At 69.0% G+C, this 18,410-nt stretch carries 19 protein-coding genes and 1 pseudogene; 14 read left to right on the top strand and 6 right to left on the bottom strand.

What is annotated here, in order from left to right; translation table 11 throughout:
* Nucleotides 1-26: 26 nt before the first annotated feature.
* From AAG801_RS02460 to AAG801_RS02440, 5 genes are read left to right on the top strand one after another with little or no spacing between them, the layout of a single operon-like run.
* Nucleotides 27-1,232: a CoA transferase gene (locus AAG801_RS02460; RefSeq protein WP_341887011.1), complete on the top strand. Its 1,206-nt coding sequence runs from the start codon at nucleotides 27-29 to the stop codon at nucleotides 1,230-1,232.
* Nucleotides 1,229-2,377 carry a hypothetical protein gene (locus tag AAG801_RS02455; protein WP_341887010.1) on the top strand — a complete coding sequence of 383 codons (1,149 nt, stop codon included), beginning with the start codon at nucleotides 1,229-1,231 and terminating at the stop codon, nucleotides 2,375-2,377. The genes AAG801_RS02460 and AAG801_RS02455 overlap by 4 nt, the downstream gene beginning before the upstream one ends.
* A 31-nt stretch (nucleotides 2,378-2,408) precedes the next feature.
* Nucleotides 2,409-3,176: an enoyl-CoA hydratase/isomerase family protein gene (locus AAG801_RS02450; RefSeq protein ID WP_341887009.1), complete on the top strand. Its 768-nt coding sequence runs from the start codon at nucleotides 2,409-2,411 to the stop codon at nucleotides 3,174-3,176.
* A gap of 1 nt (nucleotide 3,177) precedes the next feature.
* On the top strand, nucleotides 3,178-4,395 hold the full coding sequence (locus AAG801_RS02445; RefSeq protein WP_341887008.1) for a fumarylacetoacetate hydrolase family protein: 1,218 nt from the start codon (nucleotides 3,178-3,180) through the stop codon (nucleotides 4,393-4,395).
* 52 nt (nucleotides 4,396-4,447) lie between these two features.
* On the top strand, nucleotides 4,448-5,494 hold the full coding sequence (locus AAG801_RS02440) for a LacI family DNA-binding transcriptional regulator (protein WP_341887007.1): 1,047 nt from the start codon (nucleotides 4,448-4,450) through the stop codon (nucleotides 5,492-5,494).
* Between the two features lie 59 nt (nucleotides 5,495-5,553).
* Here AAG801_RS02440 and fusA read toward each other — a convergent pair whose 3' ends face one another.
* Nucleotides 5,554-7,614 (bottom strand): elongation factor G, encoded by a 2,061-nt coding sequence (gene fusA / locus AAG801_RS02435; RefSeq protein WP_341887006.1) that lies wholly within the window; start codon nucleotides 7,612-7,614, stop codon nucleotides 5,554-5,556.
* A gap of 274 nt (nucleotides 7,615-7,888) precedes the next feature.
* Nucleotides 7,889-8,188, bottom strand: coding sequence for an HU family DNA-binding protein (locus AAG801_RS02430; RefSeq protein WP_180838928.1), 300 nt, complete (start codon nucleotides 8,186-8,188; stop codon nucleotides 7,889-7,891).
* 178 nt (nucleotides 8,189-8,366) lie between these two features.
* On the opposite strand from AAG801_RS02430, the gene AAG801_RS02425 reads away from it, so the two are divergent.
* Complete coding sequence (locus AAG801_RS02425) at nucleotides 8,367-8,645, top strand: GIY-YIG nuclease family protein (protein WP_101489813.1); 279 nt, start codon at nucleotides 8,367-8,369, stop codon at nucleotides 8,643-8,645.
* 5 nt (nucleotides 8,646-8,650) lie between these two features.
* Here the strand turns inward: AAG801_RS02425 and AAG801_RS02420 are convergent, their stop codons facing one another.
* Nucleotides 8,651-9,457, bottom strand: a complete 807-nt coding sequence (locus tag AAG801_RS02420; RefSeq protein ID WP_192192469.1) for a transglutaminase family protein — start codon at nucleotides 9,455-9,457, stop codon at nucleotides 8,651-8,653.
* A 134-nt stretch (nucleotides 9,458-9,591) separates the two neighbouring features.
* Here AAG801_RS02420 and AAG801_RS02415 point away from each other — a divergent pair, with 134 nt between their 5' ends.
* The 7 genes from AAG801_RS02415 to AAG801_RS02385 all read left to right on the top strand — a co-directional run bounded on the left by AAG801_RS02415 (nucleotide 9,592) and on the right by AAG801_RS02385 (nucleotide 16,785).
* A complete protein-coding gene (locus AAG801_RS02415; RefSeq protein WP_341887005.1) occupies nucleotides 9,592-11,001 on the top strand; it encodes a DUF2130 domain-containing protein in 1,410 nt (469 codons plus the stop codon).
* A 129-nt stretch (nucleotides 11,002-11,130) separates the two neighbouring features.
* The gene (locus tag AAG801_RS02410; RefSeq protein ID WP_341887004.1) at nucleotides 11,131-11,313 is read left to right on the top strand and encodes a DUF3606 domain-containing protein; all 183 of its coding nucleotides are present in this window, start codon (nucleotides 11,131-11,133) and stop codon (nucleotides 11,311-11,313) included.
* Between the two features lie 12 nt (nucleotides 11,314-11,325).
* Complete coding sequence (locus AAG801_RS02405; RefSeq protein WP_341887003.1) at nucleotides 11,326-12,249, top strand: cation diffusion facilitator family transporter; 924 nt, start codon at nucleotides 11,326-11,328, stop codon at nucleotides 12,247-12,249.
* A 106-nt stretch (nucleotides 12,250-12,355) separates the two neighbouring features.
* Nucleotides 12,356-12,547 carry a hypothetical protein gene (locus AAG801_RS02400; RefSeq protein ID WP_101489818.1) on the top strand — a complete coding sequence of 64 codons (192 nt, stop codon included), beginning with the start codon at nucleotides 12,356-12,358 and terminating at the stop codon, nucleotides 12,545-12,547.
* 136 nt (nucleotides 12,548-12,683) lie between these two features.
* The gene (locus AAG801_RS02395) at nucleotides 12,684-14,228 is read left to right on the top strand and encodes an ATPase domain-containing protein (RefSeq protein WP_341887002.1); all 1,545 of its coding nucleotides are present in this window, start codon (nucleotides 12,684-12,686) and stop codon (nucleotides 14,226-14,228) included.
* Nucleotides 14,225-15,787 (top strand): hybrid sensor histidine kinase/response regulator, encoded by a 1,563-nt coding sequence (locus tag AAG801_RS02390; protein WP_341887001.1) that lies wholly within the window; start codon nucleotides 14,225-14,227, stop codon nucleotides 15,785-15,787. Before AAG801_RS02395 ends, AAG801_RS02390 begins: the two co-directional genes overlap by 4 nt.
* Complete coding sequence (locus tag AAG801_RS02385) at nucleotides 15,784-16,785, top strand: lysylphosphatidylglycerol synthase domain-containing protein (protein WP_341887000.1); 1,002 nt, start codon at nucleotides 15,784-15,786, stop codon at nucleotides 16,783-16,785. The genes AAG801_RS02390 and AAG801_RS02385 overlap by 4 nt, the downstream gene beginning before the upstream one ends.
* Before the next feature lie 25 nt (nucleotides 16,786-16,810).
* Here AAG801_RS02385 and AAG801_RS02380 read toward each other — a convergent pair whose 3' ends face one another.
* Nucleotides 16,811-17,218, bottom strand: coding sequence for a hypothetical protein (locus AAG801_RS02380; protein ID WP_341886999.1), 408 nt, complete (start codon nucleotides 17,216-17,218; stop codon nucleotides 16,811-16,813).
* Nucleotides 17,219-17,454: 236 nt separating this feature from the next.
* Nucleotides 17,455-17,658, bottom strand: coding sequence for a hypothetical protein (locus tag AAG801_RS02375; protein WP_341886998.1), 204 nt, complete (start codon nucleotides 17,656-17,658; stop codon nucleotides 17,455-17,457).
* Between the two features lie 184 nt (nucleotides 17,659-17,842).
* Between AAG801_RS02375 and AAG801_RS02370 the strand changes: the two genes are divergently transcribed.
* A complete protein-coding gene (locus AAG801_RS02370) occupies nucleotides 17,843-18,253 on the top strand; it encodes an OsmC family protein (RefSeq protein ID WP_101489823.1) in 411 nt (136 codons plus the stop codon).
* Nucleotides 18,254-18,264: 11 nt separating this feature from the next.
* On the opposite strand, the pseudogene AAG801_RS02365 reads toward AAG801_RS02370, so the two are convergent.
* Nucleotides 18,265-18,387 (bottom strand): annotated as a pseudogene (locus AAG801_RS02365) (porin); the annotation flags it as partial.
* Between the last annotated feature and the right edge of the window lie 23 nt (nucleotides 18,388-18,410).

Raw genomic sequence — 18,410 nt, 5'->3', positions numbered from 1 at the left:
GATTTCCCCAACCCGTCAACCACTCCATGACCAAACCATCCAGCATCCTCGAGGGCTATCGCGTTCTCGACTGTTCCATCGCCATGGCCGGCCCGTTCGCCGCGCAGCGCTTGGGCGACCTCGGCGCCGACGTCATCAAGGTCGAGCCCGTCACCGGCGAATGGCAGCGCCACGTGTCGGCCGGCGGCGCGCGCGGCAACCGCATCAACGTGTCGTTCCTCTCGCTGAACCGCAACAAGCGCAGCCTGGCCGTCGACCTGAAGAACGAGGAGGGCCGCGACGCGCTCTACGAGCTGGTGCGCACGTCCGACGTGTTCCTGCAGAACTACCGCCCCGGCGTGGCGCAGCGCCTGGGCGTGGACTACGAGACGCTCTCGAAGATCAACCCGAAGCTGGTCTACGTGTCGATGTCGGGCTACGGCGAAGACGGCCCCTACAAGCTCTGGCCCGGCCAGGACCTGCTGCTGCAGGCCATGAGCGGCGCGATGCTGTCGACCGGCCGCGCCGGCGAACCGCCGACACCCGCGGGCCAGTACCTGGTGGACGCCATCACGGCCTCGACCGCCTTCGAGGCCGTGATTGCCGCACTGCTGCACCGCGAGCGCACGGGCGAGGGCCAGCTGGTGAAGGTGAACATGCTCGACGCCATCGTCGCGCTGCAGATGCAGGAGCTGTCGGTCTTCAGCGTGGCCGGCAAGCCGCAGGAGCGCACGGCCGAGCCGCATGCGCACGTATACATCCGCGCGCCGTACGGCGTGTTCGCTACGCAAGATGGCTTCCTGGCGCTGGCGTTCCCGAAGATGGCGGCGCTGGCACAGGTGATCGAGGCGCCCGAGCTGGCCGGCTTCGACGACGAGCGCGACACCTTCGCGCGGCGCGACGAGATCTTCGCCATCACGCGCGATCGCCTGCGCCACCGCCCCACGGCCGACTGGCTCGAAGCCTTCCGCGCGACCGACATCTGGGCCGGCCCGGTGTACGGCTATGCCGACGTGATGAACGACCCGCAGGTGGTGCACAACGGCACCTTCGTCGAGTACGAGCATCCGACCGAGGGCAAGGTGAAGACGCCGGGCTTTCCGATCCAGTTCACGCGCACGCCCTCCAGCGTGCGCCGCGGTGCACCGCTCGCGGGCCAGCACACGCGCGAGATTCTGGGCGAGCTGGGCTGGGGCGCCGAGCGCATCGACGCGCTGATGAGCGCCAAGGTGATCGGGGAAGACACGCTGTGAGCGCCCCCCGTGCCTACCGCGGCCTGACCTGGGACCACCCGCGCGGCTACGTCGCGCTGGAGCGCGCCGCGCAACGCGCGCGCGCCGACGGGCTCGACCTCCGCTGGGAGCGCCAGCCGCTCGAAGGTTTCGAATCGCACCCGATCGAAGACCTGGCCGAGCGCTACGACCTGATCGTGCTCGACCATCCGCACATCGGCGACGCGGTGGCCGGCCACTGCCTGCAGCCGCTCGAGTCGCTGTTCGACGCCGCCACGCTCGCGGCCTGGCGCGCGCAGAGCATCGGCCGTTCGTTCGACAGCTACCGCTACGGCGGCACGCAGTGGGCATTGCCGCTGGACGCCGCCACGCAGGTGGCCGCGGCGCGCGAAGACCGGCTCGACGGCCCGCTGCCGCAGCAGTGGAGCGAGGTGCTCGCCCTCGCGCGGCGCCAGCCGGTGTGCCTGTCGCTGGCGGGGCCGCACGCCGCGCTCAGCCTGTTCAGCATGGCGGCCGCGCACGGCGACGTACCGGCGGCCAGCGAACCCGGGCTGCTGTTTGCGGGCGAGGGCGCCGTGGCCGCGTGGGAACTGCTGAGCGAACTGCACGCGCTGGCGTTTCGCGGTTGGTCGGCACTGAACCCGATCGGCATCCTCGACGCGCTGGCGCGCAACGCCGAGGCGGTGTATTGCCCGCTGGTGTACGGCTACGTCAACTACGCGGTGGCGGGCGAAGGCCGGCAGCCGCTGCGCTTCGGCGATGTGGCGGCGGGCCCCGGTGGCCGGCTGGGCTCCACGCTCGGCGGCACCGGCCTGGCCGTGAGCCGCCGCGCCACGGTGGACGACACGTTGCGCGCCCATCTCGCCGCGCTCATGAGCCCGGCGATGCAGCGCGACTTCATTCCCTTCGCCGACGGTCAGCCGAGCGCGCGCGAAGCCTGGGGCGACGCGCGCGTCAACGCGGCCTGGAACGGCTTCTATGCGCAGACGCAGGCCACGCTCGAGCAGGCCATCGTGCGCCCGCGCCACCCGGGCTACATCCCGTTCCAGACCGAGGCCTCGGCGCTGGTGCGCAACGCCTTGGCCGACCGCCTGGGTGCCGCGCCGGCACTGGCCGCGCTGCAGTCGCTGTATGCGAGCCGCCGTCCCGCGGGCAGCGAAGTCTGAACCTCATCTCCTTCTTTCGAAAACATCCGCCATGAACCACATCCTGTTCGAGGTGCGCGAGCACATCGCCACGCTGACCCTCAACCGCCCCGAGAAGCTCAACGCCGTCACGCCCGAGATGGCCGATGCGCTGGTGGCGCACGTGAACGACTGCAACACCCGCGCCGACGTGCGCGCCGTGGTCATCATCGGCGCGGGCGAAAAAGCCTTCTGCGCCGGCAGCGACATCGCCGAACTCGACGGCTACGACTCGCCCTGGACCTTCCGCAACCGCCCCGATTACTGCGACGCGATCCGCGCGCTGCGCAAGCCCGTGGTGTGCGCCATCAACGGCTATGCGCTGGGCGGCGGGCTGGAGACGGCCATGTCCTGTGACATCCGCATCGCGGCCGACCACGCGAAGCTCGGCGCACCCGAAGTCAAGCTGGGCTGGATCGGCGGCGGCGGCATGTCGTACATGCTGGCGCACAGCATCGGGCCGTCGAACGCCTCGCTCATGCTGATGGGCGGCGACCCGATCAGCGCGCAGCAGGCGCTGCAATGGGGCCTGGTGAGCGAGCTGGTGCCGGCTGCCGAGCTGCTGGCGCGCGCGCAGGCGATTGCCGCCACGCTCGCCAGCCGGCCGCCGATCGCGGTCGAGACGGCCAAGGCCAACGTGCGCGCTGCCTATGCGATGCCGCTCGAAATGGCGATCCAGTACGAACGCGACCTGCAGACCGTGTGCTTCGCCACCGACGACGCGCACGAAGGCCGCGCGGCCTTCAAGGCACGCCGCCCCGCACAGTTCAAGGGGCGCTGAGATGCCGGCTTGGCAAGACGCCCTGAGCGTGGCGGCGACGCTGCCGTACGACGCCGACCGTGCACTGCTGGTCGGCCGCGTGTGGGTGCCCGGCCCTGGTGGCGGGCCCACGCTGGTGACGGTGCGCGACGGGCAGCTGTTCGACATCGGCGCGCTGGCGCCCACGATGTCGGCGCTGCTCGATCGTGCCGATGCAGTGCAGGCCGTTCAAGCGGCAACGGGTCGCACCCTCGGCTCGCTGTCCGACTGGCTGGCCGAGACCGCCGAGTACGGGCCGGACATCGCCCACCGCCATCTGCTCGCCCCGAACGACTTGCAGGTTGTGAAGGCGGCCGGCGTGACCTTTGCGGCCAGCATGGTCGAGCGCGTGATCGAGGAGCAGGCGCGCGGCGACGCGGGCCGTGCCGAGGCGGTGCGCCGCCAGGTGGTGGCCGTGGTGGGCGACGACCTCTCGGGCATCCGCCCCGGCTCGCCCGAAGCCGACCGGCTCAAGGCGGTGCTGCTTGCGCAGGGCCTGTGGTCGCAGTACCTCGAGGTCGGCATCGGCCCGGACGCGGAGATCTTCACCAAGGCGGCGCCGCTGGCCTCGGTCGGCACCGGCGTGCAGGTCGGCCTGCATCCGGGCTCGACCTGGAACAACCCCGAGCCCGAGGTGGTGCTGGTGGTCGATGCGCGCGGCGCCGTGGTGGGCGCCACCCTGGGCAACGACGTCAACCTGCGCGACTTCGAAGGCCGCAGCGCGCTGCTGCTCGGCAAGGCCAAGGCCAACAACGGCGCCTGCGCCATCGGCCCGTTCATCCGCCTGTTCGATGCGCACTTCGGCATCGACGACGTGCGCGCCACCGTGGTGTCGCTGCGCGTGGAGGGCGAGGACGACGGCTTCGTGCTCGAGGGTGCGAGTTCCATGGCGCGCATCAGCCGCGACCCGCTGGAGCTGGTGCGCCATGCCATGGGCGCTCACCACCAGTACCCCGACGGCATCCTGCTGTTCTGCGGCACGATGTTCGCGCCCATCCAGGACCGCGACGCGCCGGGCGCGGGCTTCACCCACCACGTGGGCGACCGCGTTGCGATTCATGCCGAGCGGCTGGGCACGCTGGTCAACCGGGTCGGGCGCAGCGATGCGATTCCGCCGTGGACCTTCGGCATCGGCGCGCTGATGCACAACCTGGCCGGGCGCGGCCTGCTGGCCGCCACGGGCACGCGTACCGACGCATGACGCGGCCGCCCCGGACCATGCGCCGGTTGACGGCAGAATGCGGGGCCTGCCCATGAACGACACCGACAAACGCCAGATCCGCCGCCGCTTCGGCACCAATTCGGTCACCATGGCCGACGTGGCGCGCGTGGCCGGCGTGTCGGCGCAGACGGTGTCGCGCGTGCTGCGCGAACCCGACAGCTGTTCACCGCAGACGGTGGAGCGCGTGCGCGAGGCGATCCGCAGCACGCAGTACGTGCAGAACCACGCGGCCAGCCACCTGGCGTCGAACCGCAGCATGACGGTGGCGGCGGTGATCCCCCAGATTGCTGCCTCCATCTTCGCGGAGACGCTGCAGGGCCTGTCGAACGTGCTGCTGCAGGCGGGCTACCAGGTCATCATCGGCCACACCGACTACAGCCACGAGCGCGAAGAGGCCGTGGTGCGCAACCTGCTCGGGCGCCGTCCCGACGCCTTCTTTCTCGTCGGCACGCACCACACCGACGCCGTGCGCGACATGCTCGTGCGCGCCGCGATCCCGGTGGTGGAAAGCTGGGCCTGGACCGATGCGCCCATCGACCAGCTCGTGGGCTTTTCGAACCAGGCGGCGCTGGCCGAAGCCGTCGCCTATGCGCGGCGGCGCGGCTATGCGCGCCCGACCTTCGTGGGCTCGCTGCGCGCCGGCGACGACCGCGCGCGCGAACGGATGGACGGCTACCTTGCCGGCGTGGCGCAGCACTACCCGGGCTTTGCGCCGCGCACCGTGGTGGCCGACGAACTGCCCTACACCATGGCCAGCGGCCGGGCGTTGCTGGACATCGCACGCGCCCGCCATCCCGACAGCGACCTGCTGCTGTTCTCCAGCGACCTGCTGGCCGCAGGCGCGCTGCTGGCGTGCCAGCGCCAGGGCATCGCGGTGCCGCAGGCGCTGGCCGTCATGGGCTTCGGCGATTACGAGGTCGCCAGCGAACTGAACCCCGGCCTCACGACCATCGCCGTGCCCACCGTGCGCATGGGCGAGGAAGCGGCGCGCATTCTGGTGCGGCGCCTGCGCAACGAGACGCCCGACACGCGCACGCTCGACCTGGGCTTTGAGCTGGTCGCACGCGGCAGCGCGTGACGAGGCGCCTGACTTGACCGTGGCGAAGCGGAAATGACGCGGCTCCCGCCGCGCTGATTTCAGTCCTCTTCGTGCCCCCGGTACTCGCCCATCAGCGTCTTCTGAACCGCCGGCGGCACGGCCTCGTAGTGCGACAACGCGATGGTGTAGCGGCCCTGGCCGGCGGTCATCGCATGCAGCCGCGACTGGTAGTTGGCCAGCTCGACCTCGGGCACCTGCCCACCGATGGCCACCGTGCCGCCGCCCTGGCCCGTGGTGCCGGTGACGAGGCCGCGTCTTGAGGATAAGTCGCTCGTGACGTCTCCCACGGAATGCTCGGGCACGGCGATCTCGATCTGCACGATCGGTTCGAGCACGGCCGGGTGGGCTTCGCGGATCGCGGCCATGAAAGCCTTGCGGCCGGCAGTCGCGAAAGCGATGTCCTTGCTGTCCACGCTGTGGTGCTTGCCGTCGTACACGACCACGCGCACGTCGACCACGGGGTAGCCGGCGATCGCGCCGTAGGTCAGCACTTCGCGCACGCCTTTCTCGACGGCGGGGATGAACTGGCCCGGGATCGCGCCGCCCCTGACTTCGTCGGCGAACTCGAAACCCGCGCCGCGCGCGAGCGGCTCGATGCGCAGGAAGACTTCGGCGAACTGGCCGGCACCGCCGGACTGCTTCTTGTGGCGGTGGTGGCCCTCGGCCGGCGCGGTCACGGTCTCGCGGTAGGCGATGCGCGGCGGCCGCGTCAGCACCTCGAAGTGGTACACCTCGCGCAGGCGTTCGAGCGCGATGCGCAGGTGCAGCTCGCCGAGCCCGTAAAGCACCGTCTCGTTGGTCGCGGCCACGTGCTCGATGCGCAGGCACGGGTCTTCGGCCGCGAGCTTGCCGAGAATTTCCCAGGCGCGCTGCTCGTCGCCGTGGCGCTTGGGCTCTATGGCCAGGCCGTACACCGGCACCGGGAACGGCAGCGGCGCCAGATGCACGTGGCTGTCTTCGGCGGCATCGTGCAGCACGGCATCGAAATGGATCTCGTCGACCTTGGCCACCGCCACGATGTCGCCGGGCAGCGCGCGCGACACCTCAACATGGTCCTTGCCCTGGAGCATGAACAGGTGCCCCACCTTGAAGGGCTTGCGGCCGTCGCCGATGTAGAGCTGGCTGTCGCGCGTGAGCGTGCCCTGGTGCACGCGAAAGATGCCCATCTTGCCGACATACGGATCGATGGTGACCTTGAACACATGCGCCAGCACATGCAGCGACGGGTCGGGCAGGGCCTTCATGGGTTGAGCCTGCGCGCCCTCGCCGACGATGAACTCCGGCGGATTTCCCTCGGTCGGGTCGGGCAGGAGCTTGACGATCACGTCCAGCAGCTCGGCCACGCCGGCGCCGCTGCGCGACGAGACAAAACACACGGGAATCAGGTGGCCTTCGCGCAGTGCCTGCTCGAGCGGCGCGTGCAACTCGGCCGGGTCCACATCGCCTTCGTCGAGGTAGCGCTCGACAAAAGCCGCATCGACCTCGACCACCTGCTCGACCAGCGCGCGGTGCGCCGCCTCGACGGAGCCGAAGTCGGAGCGGCCGAAGCGGTTGAAGAAGCAATCGATCACCTGCCTGTTGACGCCGTCGGGCACGTTCAGCGGCAGGCATTCGCGGCCGAAGGTGGCCTGGATGTCGGCCAGCAGGCCCGCCAGCGAGACGCCCTGCGAATCGATCTTGGTGACGACGATCATGCGGGCGAGGTGGCGCGAGGCGGCGTACTCCATCATGCGCACGGCCATCGGCTCGATGCCGTTGGCGGCATTGATGACCACCGCCACCGTTTCGACCGCTTCGAGCGCCGGCAGGCTCTGGCCGAGAAAATCGGGCCCGCCGGGCGTGTCGATGAGGTGGATGCGCGTGGCGGCATGCGTGAGGTGCAGCACCGAGGCATTGAGCGAATGCAGCATGCGGCGTTCGAGCGGGTCGTGGTCGCTCACGGTGCTGCCGCGCTCGATGCTGCCGCACGCCCCGATGGCACCTGCCTTGAACAACAAGGCCTCGGCGAGGGAGGTTTTGCCGGAAGCCGCGGCGCCCACGAGCGCCAGGGTTCGCACGGCTTGCACTTCGGCCGCGAGGCCGTTCGATCGGCTTGGCATGGCGGGTCTCCTTTGCGCGCCCGCAAGGCCGGCCCGGCGGCCCGCAGGGGCTCGGACGGTGCGCGTGGACGCCGGGCCAGCGTACGGGATTGACCGTGCGGATGCAAGTTGATTGCGCCGCCGGTCTTCCATCCGCAGGCGGGCCCCGGCCGATCGCCAACGCGATTCTTCAGCCCATGGGAGACAGCGTCATGGCCTTGACGACGTCACGACGCGGGCTCTTCTGGCCAAGGTCGGCTCGACGTGCACAGCACGCCCAAACCGACCCTCGCGCTCAGCTGGCGACGTTGACTGCGTCCTTCAGGGCCTTGCCTGCGGAGAACTTCGGCGCCTTGCTGGCCTTGATGGTCATGGGCTCGCCCGTCGACGGGTTGCGGCCGGAGCGCTCGGGGCGGTCCGACACCGTGAAGGTGCCGAAGCCGATCAGCTGCACGGTGTCGCCGCGTGCCAGTGCGCGGGAGAGGTTGTCGATGACGGAATCCAGTGCGCGGGCTGCATCGATCTTGCTGAGGTCGGTGTCTGCGGCAATGGCTGCAACGAGGTCGGTCTTGTTCAAGGCGGGGACTCTTTCAATGGAAGGGTGAAAAAAAGAATTCAGCGACACGAATGCGCGCAGGGGGGAGTCTAAGCACGACGCGGCCGGGTTCCCCGGGGGAAGCGTTTCGAAACGGAAAACTTCTTGACCTGCGTCATGCGCGCGCACTTCAACGTGGAGAGGCGCGGCATGTGGGAATGTCGCGGCACAATTCCGCGTGCCCCGAACCTTGCCTGCCCCGCCGCCCACTCCCTACTGGCTCTACCTCCTCGAATGCGAGGGCGGCGTGTACTACGCCGGCATCGCCATCGATGTGGAGCAGCGCTTCTTCCAGCACCTTTTCGGTCTCGGCGCCAAGTTCACGCGCGCGCGTCCGCCGCTGCGCGTGCTGGCCGCCCGCTGCTATGCGGACAGGGGCGCGGCGCTGCGGGCGGAACTCAAGGTGAAGGCGTTGCCGCGTGCGCGCAAGCTGTCGTTCTTCGACACGGTGGACTGATCAGCTCACTGAACCTCGTCGCACCACACCCTGAACCCGTCCAGCTCGTTGGGCCCGAAGGTGCTGGACAACGCGACGTCGCTGGCGTCGCGCCCTTGTGCAATCAGCACGCGGCCGATGCGGGGCACGTTGTTGCGCGCATCGAAGGTGTACCAGCGGTCACCCAGGAAGGCCTCGAACCAGCCTGCGAAATCCATCGTGCCGTAGGGCGGCAGGGTGCCGACATCGCCGAGGTAGCCGGTGCAGTAGCGCGCCGGAATGTTCAGGCAGCGGCACAGGGTGAGCGCCAGGTGTGCGTAGTCGCGGCACACGCCTTGCCCTTCGTTGAAGGCTTCAAACGCCGAACGCGTGCGCCGGGCGTGCTGATAGCCGAACTCGATGTGGTGATGCACGAAATCGCACACCGCCTGCACGCGGCCCCAGCCGGTCGGGCCGTTGCCGAAGCGCTGCCACGCAAAGTCGGACAGCAGGTCGGTTTCGCAATAGCGGCTGCCCAGCAGGTAGACCAGCGTCGATTCGGGCAGGTACTCCACCGGCACCTGCGGCGCCGAGGGCGCGACGATGTCGGGTGCGCCGCTGTCGCGGACCACGGTGTCCGTGCTCAACACGAAGCGGCCCGCGGGGGCGACCAGGCGGGTGCACCAGTTCCCGAACATGTCGCGGTAGGCGCTGGTGGGAACGGCCGGATTCGTGAGCAGATGGTCGGGCCGCACGAGGTCCGAGGCGCGCGAATAGTGGATGCTGAGGGTCAGGATCATCGGCGTCGGCCGGGGAAACTGGTACGCGATCTCAAAGCCGAGGTGGATGTTCATCGGCCCATGATGCGCCTTGAACCGCCCGCGCAGGGGGAATGCCCCGTCGGGGCCGGGTCGCACGCTCTAACATCCCCCCACGCAGACACACATTGGAAGTTGCACATGAGAGTTGAGGCCGAAGGTAAGTAGCCATGCATGAAATCATCTGCCCGCACTGCGGGAAAGCATTCAAGATCGACGAGGCCGGGTACGCGGACATCCTGAAACAGGTGCGCGACGGCGACTTCGAGAAGCAGTTGCACGAGCGGCTGGAGCTGGCCGAGCAGGACAAGCGCAACGCCATCGAACTCGCGCAAGCCAGGGCCGCCGGCGAATTGCAGAAGGCGGCCGCAGCCAAGGACGGCGAGATCCAGGAACTCAAGGCGAGGATCGAGGCCGGCGAGGTCGCGCGCAAGCTCGCGGTGAGCGAGGCCCTGGGCACGGTCGAAAAAGAGCGCGACGCGCTCGCCAACGAACTCGAGAAGGCCCGGCAGGACAAGCTGGCCGCGACCGCGCTCGCCGAGGCACGGCACCTGGGCGAACTGCAGAAGGGCGCCGCGGCAAAAGACGTGGAGATCCAGAACCTGAAAGCCAAGCTCGACGCCATCGAAGTGGCGCAGAAGCTCGCGATCACCGAGGCTGTCAGCACGGTCGAAAAGGAGCGCGACCAGCTGAAGAGTGGTCTCGAACGCACGCAGCTCGAAAAGCAGCTCGCCGAAAAGTCGCTCAAGGACAAATACGAGACGCAGATCAAGGACCGCGACGACGCGATCGAGCGCCTGCGCGACATGAAGGCGCGCCTGTCGACCAAGATGGTGGGCGAGACGCTGGAGCAGCACTGCGAGACCGAGTTCAACCGCATCCGGTCGATGGCGTTTCCCCGTGCCTATTTCGAGAAAGACAACGACGCGCGCACCGGCAGCAAGGGCGACTACATCTTTCGCGACACAGACGAAGCGGGCACCGAGATCGTCTCGATCATGTTCGAGATGAAGAACGAGAGCGACCGCACCGCGACGAAGAACAAGAACGAAGACTTCCTGAAGGAACTCGACAAGGACCGCACCGAGAAGGGGTGCGAGTACGCCGTGCTGGTGTCGCTGCTGGAGCCCGACAACGAGCTCTACAACACCGGCATCGTCGACGTGTTCCACCGCTACCCGAAGATGTACGTCGTGCGCCCGCAGTTCTTTCTGCCCATCATCACGCTGCTGCGCAACGCGGCGATGAACTCGCTCAAGTACAAGTCGGAGCTGGCGCTCGTGAGGGCGCAGAACATCGACATCACGAAGTTCGAGTCCGAGCTTGAAACCTTCAAGACGGCGTTCGCACGGAACTACGACCTCGCTTCCGGCCACTTCCAGAAGGCCATTGCAGAGATCGACAAGTCGATCGACCACCTGCAGAAGACGAAAGAAGCCCTGCTCGGCACCGACCGCAACCTGCGCCTGGCGAACGACAAGGCACAGGACGTGACGATCAAGAAGCTGACGCGCGGCAACCCCACGATGGCCGCCAAGTTCGCCGACCTCAAGACGCTGGGGCCTTCCGAGGCGGAATGACGCGGGCGCGGGCGGGGCCGAGGCCCGCCTGTAGCAAATGTCCTGCATCAACCGTGGCATCCGACCGGCACCATCGTGTTCGCCGGCGGCCACACTGCCGTCTCCCCTCAATCTGCCCGGAGGCCTGCGATGCTGGACACCCTGGAGATCCGCGTTCCCCCAGACGATGACGAGCGCATCGACATCACCGACCCCCAGGCGGTCGACTACTGGACCCAGTGGTTCGGCGTGACCGAAGAGCGGCTGCGCCTGGCGGTCGCGTCCGCGGGCACGGTGAAGGACGATCTGCGGGTCTACCTTGGACTTCCCTGAGCCCGGCCGCTGATGGCCGGCTCGAAGATCGCGATCTACGGCGCGATCGCGGCCAATGTCGCCATCGCGGTCACCAAGTTCGTGGTGGCCGGCATCACCGGCAGCTCGGCGATGCTGTCGGAGGGCATCCATTCGGCGGTCGACACCTTCAACGGCGTGCTGCTGCTCGTGGGCATCCGCCTGAGCCAGCGTCCGGCGACCGCCGAGCATCCTTTCGGCTACGGCAAGGAACTGTATTTCTGGAGCCTGATCGTCGCGGTGCTCATCTTCGGGCTGGGCGGCGGCGTGTCGTTCTACGAAGGCATCCAGCACATGCGCCACCCCGAGCCGATGCGCGATGCGACCTGGAACTACGTGGTGCTGGGCCTGGCGGCGTTGTTCGAGGGCACGAGCTTCTTCATTGCGCTGCGCGAGTTCCGGCGCGAGGCGCGGGGCCGGCCGTTCTGGCAGGCGCTGGTGCAGAGCAAGGACCCCACCACCTACACGGTGCTCGCTGAAGACTCGGCCGCGCTGGCCGGCCTGGGCGTGGCGGCGCTCGGCATCTGGGCGAGCCACCGGTTCGACATGCCGGCGCTCGACGGTGCCGCCTCGGTGGTCATCGGCCTGCTGCTGGCCGGCGTGGCGGTGCTGCTGATCAGCCAGGCGCGCGGTCTGCTGATCGGCGAGGGCATCCGGCCCGAGACGGCGCGCGCGATCCGCAGCCTGGCGATGGCGCAGCCCAGCGTGCAGGACGTGGGCCACGTGCTCTCGATGTACATCGGCGCCAACGAGGTGCTGGCCATCGTCGACGTGAACTTCAAGGACGGCACCGCCACCGGCGAGGCGGCCGACGCCATCGCCGCCATCGAGCAGCAGGTGCGCGCGCGCTTCCCGATGATCCGGCGGCTCTTCATCGAGGCGAGCGAGGCGCCGGTCGAGCCGCTTGCGCCTGCCTGAAGGGCGCCGTTGTCGTCGGCCTTGGCTGACGGGCGGTGCCGCCATTGCCTGAGCGTGTGGCGGCCCCGCGCACTGCACGGTCGATGTTCATCCAGGAGAACGCCTCATGACCTCGAAGCCCGCATCGCAGACGCAGAAACCCCGCAAGCCCGCCTCCGACGAGCCGGAGATCACGCAGGAAGAATCCGTGCCCACCGACGGCAAGGACACCGAAGGCGAAGGCCTGATGAAGAAGGTCGGCAACGACAAGCTCAAGGAGCCCGGCGACGCCGAGCACAAGACGCCCGAGAAATCCTGACGCCGGTGCTGCGCTCGGCGCCGGCCCGCGCGGCGCGTTGGTTTTGTCTTCTGCGCGGGAACGGCGATGCCCTACAGCCGCGGCGCCGGTCTCCCCGTCAAATCCTTCCTCGTGAGCCACAACGATGGAGGACGCAATGAAATTCGATGGCGCGGCCGGCCCGGCGTCGGACGAGGAAAAGAAAGCACAGGAACAAGCCCAGGCGCAGCAGCACGCCGAAGGCCTGATGATGGTCGGCGTGCCCGGCCTGGACGACGTGCTCGGCGGCGGCCTCACCGCCAACCGGCTCTACCTCATCGAAGGCACGCCGGGCGCCGGCAAGACCACCATTGCGCTGCAGTTTCTTCTTGAAGGCGTGCGGCGCGGCGAGCCGGTGCTCTACGTCACCTTGTCGGAAACCGCCGAAGAGCTGCAGGGCGTGGCGCAGTCCCACGGCTGGGACCTCAGCGGCATCGACGTGCGCGAGATGCTCCCCTCGGAAGCCACGCTCGAGCCCGACGAGCAGTACACGATGTTCCATCCGTCCGAGGTCGAACTCAGCGAGACGACGCTGCGCATCCTGTCGGATGTCGACGTCATCAAGCCCACGCGCGTGGTGTTCGATTCGCTGTCCGAGCTGCGCCTGCTGGCCGGCAGTTCGCTGCGCTACCGGCGCCAGATCCTGGCGCTCAAGCAGTTCTTTTCGGGCCGCCAGTGCACCGTGCTGCTGCTGGACGACATGACCGCCATGAAGCACGACCTGCAGGTGCAGAGCATCGCGCATGCGGTGGTGCGGCTGGAGCAGAACCACTCCGACTACGGCACGGCGCGGCGCCGGCTGCTCGTAAGCAAGTACCGCGGGCAGCGCTTTCGCGGCGGCTATCACGACTACCGCATCGAGCGCGGCGGGCTGCGCGTGTTTCCGCGCCTGGTGGCGTCCGAGCATGCCGCGGCACTGAACCAGCCGCGCATTCCCAGCGGCCTGGAAGCGCTCGACATCTTGCTGGGCGGCGGCATCGAACGCGGCACGAGCACGCTGTTCGTCGGCGCGCCGGGCACCGGAAAATCGACGGTGGCGGTGCAGTTCGCGCTGGCCGCGGCCCAGCGCGGCGAGTGCGCGGCGCTCTTCATCTTCGACGAGGGCATCCAGACCTTGCGCACGCGCTGCGAGAGCATGGGCATGCCGCTGTCGCAGTACATCGACTCGGGCCACGTTCTGGTGCGGCAGGTCGATCCGGCCGAGCTGTCGCCGGGCGAGTTCGTGCACCTGATCCGGCTGGCGGTGACGGAGTCGAAGGCCGCGGTGGTGGTGATCGACAGCCTCAACGGCTATCTCAACGCCATGCCCGACGAGCGCTTTCTCATCGCGCAGCTGCACGAGCTGCTGTCGTACCTGGGCCAGGCCGGCGTGGCCACGCTGCTGGTGGGCGCGCAGCACGGCCTCATCGGCATGCAGATGCAGACACCGGTGGACGCGAGCTACCTCGCGGATGCGGTGGTGCTGCTGCGCTACTTCGAACTCGACGGCGAGGTGCGCCAGGCCATCTCGGTGCTGAAGAAGCGCGGCGGCGCGCACGAGCGCACCATCCGCGATTTCTCGATGACCGCCACCGGGCTGCGGGTGGGCGAGCCGCTGCGCAACTTCAGGGGCATCCTGACGGGCGTCCCCGTGCCGATCGACGGCGTGCAGCGCACATCGTGAGTGCCAAGACGCCCGTTGCCATCGAACAGCGCATCCTGCTGCGCACCATGACCTCAAGGGACGCCGTCATGGCCAAGGCCGTGCTCGAACGCGCCCAGGTCGCGTCGCACACCTGCACCGACTTCTGCGCGCTCGTGCGCGGGCTGCAGGAGGGCGCCGGCGCGGTCCTGCTGGCCGAGGAAGCGCTGTCCGATCCGGCCGCCGCCGCGCTGACCGAGGCGCTGGCCTCGCAGCCGCCGTGGTCCGACCTGCCGGTGCTCATCCTGGCGCGCCAGGGCGCGGACTCGGTGGTCATTGCCAACGCGATGCGCCGGCTGGCCAACGTCACCGTCATCGAGCGGCCGGTGCGCGTGGCGTCGCTGGTGAGCACGGTGCGCGCGGCGCTGCGCGCACGCAACCGCCAGTACCAGATGCGCGACCTGCTGAGCGGGCTGCGCGAGGCCGACCAGCGCAAGACCGAGTTTCTTGCCACGCTGGCGCACGAGCTGCGCAACCCGCTGGCTCCGATGAGCACCGCGCTGACGTTGCTGAAGCGCAAGGCGTATGAGCCCGCCGAGGCGCTGCGCTACTACGAGCTCATGGGCCGCCAGATCGACCACATGGTGCGGCTCGTGAACGACCTCATGGAAGTCTCGCGCATCACGCGCGGCAAGATCGAACTGCGCATGGAACCCGTGGCGCTCGATGCGGTGATCAAGGACGCCCTCGAACTGAGCCGGCCCGTGCTCGAAGGCGCCCGGCACACGCTGCACATGGACCTGGGCCGCGAGCCGCTCGTGGTGCGCGGCGATGCGGTGCGGCTCACGCAAGTGTTCTCGAACCTGCTCAACAACGCCGCCAAGTACACGGCGCCCGGCGGAACGATCAGCGTGGTGCTGCGGGCGCAGGAGCGTGTCGCCGTGGTCGAGGTGCGGGACAACGGCGCGGGCCTTGCGCCCGACATGCTGCGCTCGATCTTCGAGATGTTCGTGCAGGTCAGCAGCACCTCGAAGGCCGCGCAGGGCGGGCTGGGCATCGGCCTGACGCTGGTCAAGAGCCTGGTCGAACTGCACGGCGGCAGCGTCGAGGCCATGAGCGCCGGGCTCGGCCAGGGCGCGACGTTCTGCGTGCGGCTGCCGCTCATCGGTGCCGCAAGCAGCGTGCGGCCCTCGCCGCCGCCCGCCATCGCGGGCTGGCCCGCCACGCTGCCGGTCACGGTGCTGGTCGTCGACGACAACCGCGACGCGGCCGATGCGTTGGGCGACCTGTTGCGCGCCATGGGGGCGTCGCCGCGCGTGGCCTACAGCGGTGAAGCCGCGCTCGCGCTGGTGGCCGACGGCCCGCCACCGGGGCTCGCGATCCTGGACATCGGCATGCCGGGCATGGACGGCTTCGAACTCGCGGCCCGGCTGCGCGCCAACGCGGCGCTGCGCGGGCTCGTGCTCGTCGCGCTCACGGGCTGGGGCCAGCAGGGCGACCGGGAGCGCATCGCCGCCGCCGGGTTCGACCATCACCTGCTCAAGCCGCTCGACCTCGCGGCGCTCATTGCGGCATTGCGCGGCACGGGCAGCCCGTCATGAACCGCCACGCCACCACGATCGATTCGACCGCCGCTGTGTCTTCGGACAAGCCGTCGCTGTGGCACCGCTGCCGTCGCTGGGCATTGCCGGTGCTCGGGCTCGTGGTGCTGGGCCTGTTGCTGTCGCACGCGCACAAGGTCGACTGGGCCGGCGCATGGGAGGCGCTGCAGCGCTATCCCGCGATGCTGCTGCTGGGCCTACTCGGGGTCGCCACGCTGAGCCACGCGCTCTACGGATGCTTCGACCTGATCGGGCGGCGGCACACGCGGCATCGGCTGCCGCGCTGGCGCAGCTGGGCCATCGCGGTCGTGAGCTATGCCTTCAATCTCAACCTCGGCTCGCTGGTCGGCGGCATCGCGCTGCGTGCGCGGCTCTATGCGCGTGCCGGGCTGGACGAGGCCACGGTGGCGCAGATCGTCGGCATCAGCCTGGCCACCAACTGGCTCGGCTACGGGCTGCTGGCCGGCAGCCTGTTCGCGGCCGGCGCCATCACGCCGCCGCGCGAGGCGCACATGGGCGTGGACGCCTTTCGCGCACTCGGCATCGGGATGGTGCTGCTCGCCGTTGCCTACGTGGTGGCCTGCTTCTTCCTGCACGGCCGGCACTGGCAGGTGAAGGGGCGGCGGCTCGAGCTGCCGTCGGCGCAGCTGGCGCTGGTGCAGCTTGGGCTCTCGGCCACCAACTGGGCCGTGATGGGCTGCGCCATGTACCTGCTGCTCAACCAGAAGGTGCCGTACGCGACGGTGCTGGGCGTGCTGCTGGCGGCGTCGATCGTCGGCGTGGTGACGCCGATTCCGGCCGGCCTCGGCGTGATCGAAGCCGTCTACCTGGCGCTGCTCTCGGGCAGCGTGCGCCAGGGCACGCTCATGGGGGCCGTGCTGGCGTACCGCGCGCTCTACTACCTGCTGCCGCTGGCTGGCGGCATCGTGCTGTACCTGCTGCTGGAGCGCTATGCGGCCCGCCATCCGGTGGCGGGCGAGGGCGGACACGGCGGTTGACGGCCGCGGTCCGGACGCCGAACGCTCAGGCCTCGGGCGGCGGGGTGTCTTTGGCGGGTGGCCGCTCGGGCGGCAACCGACCCAGGCGCGACGAGGTCGCGCGCTCGGTGCGGATTTTTCGCAGCGAGTTGGTCAGCGCCTGCGGGCTCGTGTTGAGCTGGCGCGCCGCCTTGGCCGGGCGCATGCCTTCGACCAGCACGAGGCGCGCGGCGGCGAGAGAGGGCGTGGCTTGCAGGTGCAGGAACTCCGCCACCTGCCAGAACTCGGCCGACGTGAAAGTGCCGAGGTCCGGCGGCAACGAGCGCGGCACGACAGCCTTGCGCTTCTCGAAAACGCAGCGGGGCGCGGGGTCCATCTCCGCGACACGGGCGACCAGCGCCTCGAGGTAGGCCTGCGTGGCGGGCGTGTTGGAAATCCAGTTCGAATGCAGCACCAGTTTCGACCCGTCGTCGGGAAAGGAGTGCTCCCAGCTGACCCTCAGCTCTGTCGTGGCCGGGGGTGGGGCGGGGGCATCGTCGGGGGGGCTTTTCTCGGTTATTTTTCGCCGCATTCGTGAAGTATGTCTCAGAAAATGGAGCGCCATTTCCAATTTGTCGCGAATCAGACACCAGGCGAATGTCTGGTGCCCGGGCCCCGACCGCAGGCCTCCGGGCGCCGAAGCGCGGTAGTTCAGCCCGACGTGGCGGGTGTCTGAGTCGCTTGCGGCAACTCCTGCGATGTGCGCACGGGCGCCGGCGGTCCGCAGTCGGTCGGCATCTTGCGCGAGGTGCCTCGCACCAGATGGCGGGGAACGTGGTGTGTCTTGATGAACTGCGCCAGCGCTTCGCTGCGTGCGGGCTCGGAGACCGGGATGAACATGTGCAGTGCGCTCATGGTGTCGTTCCGTCGATGCCAGGCAGGAAGGCGGCGCGCCCCGCTTGTGCCGGGGTGGCTGGCGACCCCTGGCATGGCCGCCCGGCGAAGATTATGTGCCTCTGGATCAACCCCGGTGGCGCAGATGTTTTCGGGCATTCCGGCCGCGCCAGAATGCTTGCTTGCCAACAAGGAGCACACACCCATGGGCCACGGAGTCACCGCATCGATCGTTTCCACCGACGTCGATTTCAATCACCGCATCCAGGTCGGCAAGTTCCAGCTCGTGGCGGACGAGCCGGCGTCATTGGGCGGGCAGGGCGCGGGGCCGGCGCCCTACGACTACTACCTGGCCGCGCTCTCCGCCTGTACCGCGATCACGCTGCGGATGTATGCGCAGCGCAAGGGTTGGGAGCTCGGCGAGTTCAAGGCCGAGCTGAGCTTCGCGAAGGACGCGGACGGCAAGGCGCACATCCACCGCGTGCTGCACGCCAGCGGGCCGCTGACCGATGCGCAGTGGAGCCGGCTGCTCGAGGTGGTGGCCAACACGCCGGTCACGAAGACGATGCGTGAAGGCGCCGAGATCACGAGCGAGCGTGGGGCGGCTGCGGCCTGATCTGCAGCCGATCAGAAGGCATGCCGGATGCCGACGTCGTAGCCCGTCGACGTCGTCGGCACGAGCGATGCGCTGCGCAGGTAGGCCGGTCCGCCGATGGTGATCGCCGCGCCGTTCTTGTTGCGCAGCCGGGCTGTGCGGCAGTGCGGCCTTCATT

This window comes from Variovorax sp. YR752 (genome assembly GCF_943372545.1).
Note: the sequence above shows the minus strand (reverse complement) of the source record. Positions and strands in the feature narration are given on the sequence as shown.

Coding starts and splice junctions, on each gene's coding strand:
- AAG801_RS02385 (WP_341887000.1), top strand. CDS start 15,784: ATGAACCGCCACGCCACCACGATCGATTCGACCGCCGCTGTGTCTTCG.
- AAG801_RS02420 (WP_192192469.1), bottom strand. CDS start 9,457: ATGAACATCCACCTCGGCTTTGAGATCGCGTACCAGTTTCCCCGGCCG.
- AAG801_RS02410 (WP_341887004.1), top strand. CDS start 11,131: ATGCTGGACACCCTGGAGATCCGCGTTCCCCCAGACGATGACGAGCGC.
- AAG801_RS02450 (WP_341887009.1), top strand. CDS start 2,409: ATGAACCACATCCTGTTCGAGGTGCGCGAGCACATCGCCACGCTGACC.
- AAG801_RS02400 (WP_101489818.1), top strand. CDS start 12,356: ATGACCTCGAAGCCCGCATCGCAGACGCAGAAACCCCGCAAGCCCGCC.
- AAG801_RS02405 (WP_341887003.1), top strand. CDS start 11,326: ATGGCCGGCTCGAAGATCGCGATCTACGGCGCGATCGCGGCCAATGTC.
- AAG801_RS02445 (WP_341887008.1), top strand. CDS start 3,178: ATGCCGGCTTGGCAAGACGCCCTGAGCGTGGCGGCGACGCTGCCGTAC.
- AAG801_RS02375 (WP_341886998.1), bottom strand. CDS start 17,658: ATGAGCGCACTGCACATGTTCATCCCGGTCTCCGAGCCCGCACGCAGC.
- AAG801_RS02415 (WP_341887005.1), top strand. CDS start 9,592: ATGCATGAAATCATCTGCCCGCACTGCGGGAAAGCATTCAAGATCGAC.
- AAG801_RS02370 (WP_101489823.1), top strand. CDS start 17,843: ATGGGCCACGGAGTCACCGCATCGATCGTTTCCACCGACGTCGATTTC.
- AAG801_RS02395 (WP_341887002.1), top strand. CDS start 12,684: ATGAAATTCGATGGCGCGGCCGGCCCGGCGTCGGACGAGGAAAAGAAA.
- fusA (WP_341887006.1), bottom strand. CDS start 7,614: ATGCCAAGCCGATCGAACGGCCTCGCGGCCGAAGTGCAAGCCGTGCGA.
- AAG801_RS02460 (WP_341887011.1), top strand. CDS start 27: ATGACCAAACCATCCAGCATCCTCGAGGGCTATCGCGTTCTCGACTGT.
- AAG801_RS02440 (WP_341887007.1), top strand. CDS start 4,448: ATGAACGACACCGACAAACGCCAGATCCGCCGCCGCTTCGGCACCAAT.